This window comes from Staphylococcus sp. CoH_129_LAB_1 (genome assembly GCF_058191515.1).
This window is the reverse complement of record NZ_JBXWKZ010000016.1, coordinates 43,900-50,840: the sequence shown is the minus strand read 5'-3', so window position 1 is coordinate 50,840 and position 6,941 is coordinate 43,900. Positions and strand designations below refer to the sequence as shown.

At 30.1% G+C, this 6,941-nt stretch carries 5 protein-coding genes; 4 read left to right on the top strand and 1 reads right to left on the bottom strand.

Annotated elements, in window-relative coordinates; all coding sequences use genetic code 11:
• Positions 1-117: 117 nt before the first annotated feature.
• Positions 118-1,470: an amino acid permease gene (locus AC2FB1_RS06515; protein ID WP_490674467.1), complete on the bottom strand. Its 1,353-nt coding sequence runs from the start codon at positions 1,468-1,470 to the stop codon at positions 118-120.
• A 348-nt stretch (positions 1,471-1,818) separates the two neighbouring features.
• Between AC2FB1_RS06515 and AC2FB1_RS06510 the strand changes: the two genes are divergently transcribed.
• The 4 genes from AC2FB1_RS06510 to pnpS all read left to right on the top strand — a co-directional run bounded on the left by AC2FB1_RS06510 (position 1,819) and on the right by pnpS (position 6,889).
• Positions 1,819-2,937, top strand: a complete 1,119-nt coding sequence (locus AC2FB1_RS06510) for a citrate synthase (RefSeq protein WP_490674466.1) — start codon at positions 1,819-1,821, stop codon at positions 2,935-2,937.
• A 35-nt stretch (positions 2,938-2,972) separates the two neighbouring features.
• Complete coding sequence (icd, locus tag AC2FB1_RS06505; RefSeq protein ID WP_490674465.1) at positions 2,973-4,244, top strand: NADP-dependent isocitrate dehydrogenase; 1,272 nt, start codon at positions 2,973-2,975, stop codon at positions 4,242-4,244.
• Positions 4,245-4,481: 237 nt separating this feature from the next.
• On the top strand, positions 4,482-5,192 hold the full coding sequence (locus AC2FB1_RS06500) for a response regulator transcription factor (protein WP_490674464.1): 711 nt from the start codon (positions 4,482-4,484) through the stop codon (positions 5,190-5,192).
• A complete protein-coding gene (gene pnpS, locus AC2FB1_RS06495) occupies positions 5,192-6,889 on the top strand; it encodes a two-component system histidine kinase PnpS (protein ID WP_490674463.1) in 1,698 nt (565 codons plus the stop codon). Before AC2FB1_RS06500 ends, pnpS begins: the two co-directional genes overlap by 1 nt.
• Positions 6,890-6,941: the final 52 nt, after the last annotated feature.

Here is a 6,941-nt window from a genome sequence, read left to right as displayed (position 1 = left end):
ACCTCCGCATGATTCATTTTAATATGAATTCAACGAAAGTGTTTTTATATCATTCCCACTAATTGGGGTCAGTCCACGAATTCGCCAGATACTCTTTTTATTATTGATATTTTAATTTTATTTCGCTATTTTTTTATATCTTAAGTACATAAATCCTAGAATAATAAACCAAATAGGTGTTAAGAAAATAGCGTTTCTTGTTGTTGCATTTACAAATAGTAAACAAAATACAAATACGAAGAATACTAAAATAATGTAGGCCATGTATTTACCACCAGGAAGTTTGAATTTTGCTTTTTTATGTAATTCAGGATTTTTTCTGTGATAATTAATATAAGCCCAAATAATTAATGCCCATACGATAATAAATAATACTGTTGAAACTGTTGTGACATAAGTAAATACTAGTGTTGCATTTGGAAAAATATAATTTAATAATGCTGTTACCAATAATAACGCAGATGATACAATAATTGCGATATGTGGCACACCTTGTTTATTAGTACTTCTAAATATAGTAGGCGCTTGTTTTTGTTCAGATAATCCAAATAACATACGACTATTTGAGAAGATACCACTATTACAAGATGAGGCAGCAGCAGTTAATACTACAAAGTTAATTAATCCAGCTGCAAATGGAATACCAATTAATGAAAACAGTCTAACAAATGGGCTCTCATTTGGATCTACTTTATCCCAAGGGATAATAGACATAATAACTGCTAAAGCACCAACATAGAAAATTAAAATTCTGATTGGTACTGCATCTATCGCTTTAGGTATTGTTTTTTCTGGATCTTTAGTCTCACCAGCAGTTACCCCAATCATTTCAATACCAACAAATGAGAATAAAGCCATTTGGAATGACATAAAGAAACCAGATGTTCCGTTGGCGAAAATACCATGTTTATAAAGATTAGTTAAACTTGCATGTCCAAATTGTGTTTTATATGCAAATAAAATCATTATTGCACCAACTATTATTAAAGCTATAATAGTTACAATTTTAATAATAGCAAACCAAAATTCTAATTCGCCAAATAATTTTGCACTTAATAAGTTAAAAACCATTAATATTAATACGCAAAACAGAGCAGTAATCCAGTTTGGTATTGTTGGAAACCAAAAGCTAACATATTTAGCAACTGCAGTTACTTCTGCCATTCCCGTTATAATCCAACATAACCAATATGTCCACCCAGTAACGAATCCTGCGAATGGCCCAATATACTCGTTTGTTACATCAGCAAATGATTTAAATCGAGTATTTTGTATGATGATTTCGCCAAGACCTCTCATAAACATAAATAGCATGAATCCAATAATGATATAGGTTAATAGGATAGAAGGTCCGGTTATAGCGATAGTTTGACCTGCACCTAAGAATAGTCCAGTACCGATAGCGCCACCGAGGGCAATCAATTGTACATGACGATTACTTAATCCTCTTTGTAATTTTTCTTCAGCCATAAGACAACTCCCTTACATTTGATTAATATTAATTATGCACTTATAAATTAAATTCGACAATTATTTTTCTAAATTTTTTTTAAAAATTTTATTAATATTGAGTTAATAAAAGGTAATCATTATTGATAAATAATTAAAATATTCATTATTTTCACACAAATAATCTTACTCTAAATAACCTTAAATAGCTTTATAGCAATGTTTATCCTCATTATAATAAATATTAATATTTTAATAATTTACTAATTAAAGTGCAAAGCATATATATAATTATTCACAAAACTTATGATTTTAGATATAATATTTATGAAAGCCATTACATTATGTAAAAGAAAAGGGGAATTACTTATGGCAGAATTACAAAAGGGTTTAGAAGGGGTTATCGCAGCTGAAACTAAAATTAGTTCAATTATTGACAGTCAGTTAACTTATTCAGGATATGATATTGATGATTTAGCTGAAAACGCTCAATTTGAAGAAGTTATGTTCTTATTATGGAATTATAGATTACCAACACAACAAGAACTTGACGAATTAAAAGAAAAACTTAAAAAATATATGACATTAAATCCAAGGGTATATAAACATTTTGAAGAATATGCTACTGATAATGTACATCCAATGACTGCACTGCGTACATCTGTTTCATATATTGCACACTTTGATCCCGATGCGGAAGAAGAAACAGATGAAAGTCGAAAAGATCGTGCCATTCGTATTCAAGCAAAAATTGCATCGTTAGTTACAGCATTTTCACGTGTACGAGAAGGAAAAGAACCTGTTAAGCCAAATTTTGATTTAAGCTATGCAGCGAATTTCTTGTATATGTTAAAAGGGGAATTGCCATCTGTTACTGAAGTTGAAGCTTTTAATAAAGCATTAATATTACATGCTGATCATGAACTCAATGCTTCAGCATTTACAGCAAGATGTGCAGTATCATCTTTATCTGATATGTATTCAGGTATTGTAGCAGCAATAGGCTCATTAAAAGGGCCTTTACATGGGGGAGCAAATGAACAAGTAATGAAAATGTTAGCAGACGTTAAATCACTTGATAAAGTAGATGATTATTTAGATAAGAAATTTGCTAACAAAGAAAAAATCATGGGATTCGGTCATCGAGTATATAAAGATGGCGATCCACGTGCTAAGTATTTAAAAGAAATGAGTCGAAAAATAACTTCTGAAACTGGACAAAGCGAATTATATGAAATTTCTCTTGCTATTGAAAAACGTATGCACGATGAAAAAGGGTTAATTCCAAATGTCGACTTCTTTAGTGCAACTGTTTATCATAGTATGGAGATTCCACACGATATTTTTACACCTATCTTTGCCGTGAGTCGTACTGCAGGATGGACCGCTCATATTTTAGAACAATATCGTGATAATCGAATCATTCGTCCACGTGCTAAATATGTCGGAGAAACAAATCGTAAATATGTATCAATTGATGAAAGATAAAATATTTGAAAAATTAATTTATGGAGGCTTTTATAATGGCAGCAGAAAAAATCACTAGATCAAATGATGAATTATTAAATGTACCGAATGAACCTATTATTCCTTTTATTATTGGTGATGGTATTGGTCCTGATATTTGGAAAGCAGCTAGTCGTGTTATTGATGCAGCGGTTGAAAAAGCATATAACGGTGAAAAGCGTATTGAGTGGAAAGAAGTGTTAGCCGGGCAAAAAGCATATGATCAAACTGGCGAATGGTTACCTAAAGAAACTTTAGATACAATTAAAGAATACTTAATCGCAATTAAAGGACCATTAACTACACCAATTGGTGGTGGCATTCGTTCTTTAAATGTAGCATTAAGACAAGAACTAGATTTGTTTACTTGTCTTCGCCCAGTACGTTGGTTTAATGGTGTACCTTCACCAGTTAAACGTCCACAAGATGTTGATATGGTTATTTTCCGTGAAAATACTGAGGATATTTACGCTGGAATCGAATTTAAAGAAGGAACTGAAGAAGTTAAAAAAGTTATCGATTTCTTACAAAATGAAATGGCTGCTACAAATATTCGTTTCCCTGAAACTTCAGGTATTGGTATTAAACCAGTTTCTAAAGAAGGAACTGAACGTTTAGTAAGAGCTGCTATTCAATATGCCATTGACAATAATCGTAAATCAGTAACATTAGTTCATAAAGGTAATATCATGAAGTTTACTGAAGGATCATTTAAACAATGGGGTTATGATTTAGCTCATAACGAATTTGCTGATAAAGTATTTACTTGGCAACAATATGATGAAATTGCTGAAAAAGATGGTAAAGATGCTGCAAATGAAGCACAACAAAACGCTGAAAATGAAGGTAAAATCATTATAAAAGATTCAATAGCAGATATTTTCTTACAACAAATTTTAACTCGTCCAGCAGAACATGATGTAGTAGCTACAATGAACTTAAATGGTGACTATATCTCAGATGCACTTGCTGCACAAGTAGGAGGAATTGGTATTGCTCCTGGTGCTAATATTAACTATGAAACTGGGCATGCTATTTTTGAAGCAACGCATGGTACAGCACCAAAGTATGCCAATTTAAATAAAGTGAACCCATCATCTGAATTGTTAAGTTCTGTATTAATGTTAGAACATTTAGGATGGCAAGAAGCGGCTGATAAAATTACAGATGCTATTGAAGCTACAATTGCTTCTAAAATTGTGACATATGATTTTGCTCGCTTAATGGATGGGGCTACTGAAGTATCAACTTCAGAATTTGCAGATGAACTTATTAAAAACTTAAAATAAAAAATATTATTATAATTTTTTATGATAAAACAGTCTGAGACCGCTCTTGATGTCTTAGACTGTTTTTATTCATTATAAGTTAATATCAAATCAAAAATAATAAAATATATTCTTAATAAATAGAAAATAATTAAAAAATGTTAAGTTTATGTAAATTCAATATGTTGTATGTTATTTTTATTTAAACTTCAGTTATAATAAAAGTGAGATTGTTAATTCTATTTAGGGAGGCACATCATGTCACAAAAAGTATTAGTAGTTGATGACGAGCAATCAATAGTAACGTTACTAAAATATAACTTAGAAACAGCAGGCTATATTGTAGAGGTAGCGTATGACGGTGAAGAAGCACTAGAAAAAGTTAAAGAGGTTAAACCTGAACTGATTGTACTAGATGTCATGTTACCTAAAAAAGATGGAATCGAGGTATGTAAAACGATTCGCTCTGATAAAAATCTTGTACCTATTCTAATGTTAACAGCTAAAGATGATGAGTTTGATCGTGTTTTAGGCTTAGAATTAGGTGCAGATGATTACATGACTAAACCTTTCTCTCCAAGAGAAGTTGTAGCAAGAGTAAAAGCTATTTTAAGACGTTCACAAATTGCTAATGAAGTGATTAAAGATGACGGGGATGATGAAGATATTATAATAGATAATATTAGAATACGCCCTGAATTCTTTGAAGTTTATCGAGATGATACTTTACTTGAACTTACTCCAAAAGAATTTGAGTTATTACTTTATCTTATAGAACGTCAAGGACGCGTTATTACTAGAGAACATATGTTAAATTCAGTGTGGAATTATGAGTTTGCTGGAGACTCAAGAATAGTAGATGTTCATATTAGTCATTTAAGAGATAAATTAGAAGAAAATCCTAAACAACCTAAGTTAATAAAAACAGTTCGTGGATTAGGTTATAAATTAGAAAGACCTAAAGCTTAATGATTAAATTTCATCATAGATTATTACTTCTACTATGTACAATAACTATCATTAGTTTTATAGGCTTAGGTGCCATTCTTCATCATACAATTTATCAAATATTAACTGAAACTCAAACTAAAGAATTAAATCATCTATCGGAAAATATTATAAATTTAAACAATCAAAATAAACAGTCAGATATTAAGCGTATAGCACAAAATCAAAATGTAGTTGTAGAAATTTCTGAAAATGGACATGTGTTATATCAAACAGGCAATGACCATCAAATTAATCATAATATCGATAATGCAGCTAATCCATCAAATATTATATATCATAAAAATAAAGATAAAGTTGATTATACGTACAAAAATACTGTAAATAACAAAACAATATACATAAGTGGTATTAATACTGAAATTTTAGAATTACAAAAAAATATGTGGAAGTATTTATCATTAATTGGAATCATTGTTTTAATTGCTATTTATTTAGCTGTAAGAAGTATCAATCGTACTTACATACGACCTATCAATGAAGTTACTTACGCAACATCGTTAATTGCTGATGGATATTATCATGTTAGAGTACCTGAAAGTAATGTAAAAGAAACAAAAGCATTATTTGTTACTACTAATGATTTAGCTAGACGATTACAAAAATTAAATAATAAACAAAAAATGCAATCTAATCGTCTAAAAACAACATTAGAAAATATTCCTAGTTCGGTATTAATGATAGATAAGCAAGGTGAAATTGTTGTTGCAAACCATGCATACTATGAGGTATTCAAACCGGATAGTAAAGTCGAAAACAAAGATTATACTGTACATTTAGACAAAGAAATTCAACATCTTATTATTGAGAGCTTTAAAATTGAAAAGCCGTTACATGAACAAATTGAGTTATACATTAATGATGTTCATCAAAAATATTTTGAAGTATCTTGCATTCCCATCTTAAGTAAATCAAAAAAGAAACTTCAAGGTATGGTTGTTGTGTTACACGACATTACTAATTTAAAGAGATTAGAGAACTTAAGACGTGAGTTTGTTGCAAATGTTTCACATGAACTTAAAACTCCAATTACTTCAATTAAAGGCTTTGCAGAAACTTTGATTGAAGGTGCAAAGAATGATGAGCAATCTCTTGATATGTTTTTAAATATTATTTTAAAAGAATCAAATCGTATAGAATCACTTGTCATGGATTTATTAGATTTATCTCATATTGAACAACAAACTGAAATTGAGACTACTTATGTAAATCTTTCAGAGTTAGCATGTAATACAATACATAATCTTCAGACTCAAGCTAAAAATAAAAATATCGCTATTATGTCTGAAATAGAAAACGATGTTATTATTGAAGCTCATGAAGGAAAGTTATCTCAAGTTATAACGAACTTACTTTCAAATGCCATTAACTATTCATATGAAAATAATAAAGTTATTGTTAGAGTTTACAGAGAAGATATAAAGGTTAATTTAGAAGTTCAAGATTATGGCATAGGAATAGATAAAAAAGATCAAAAGCATATTTTTGAGAGATTTTATAGAGTAGATAAAGCAAGAAGTCGTGATTCTGGAGGAACTGGATTAGGATTATCTATTACAAAACATATTGTAGAAGCACTTCACGGCGCAATCATGGTCGAAAGTGAATTGAATAAAGGATCACTATTTAGAGTGTCATTTATAGATAAAATTGAATGAAGATTTTTGTCCTACAAGTATAGATCACCTACATTTTAAAATATAGATTTAT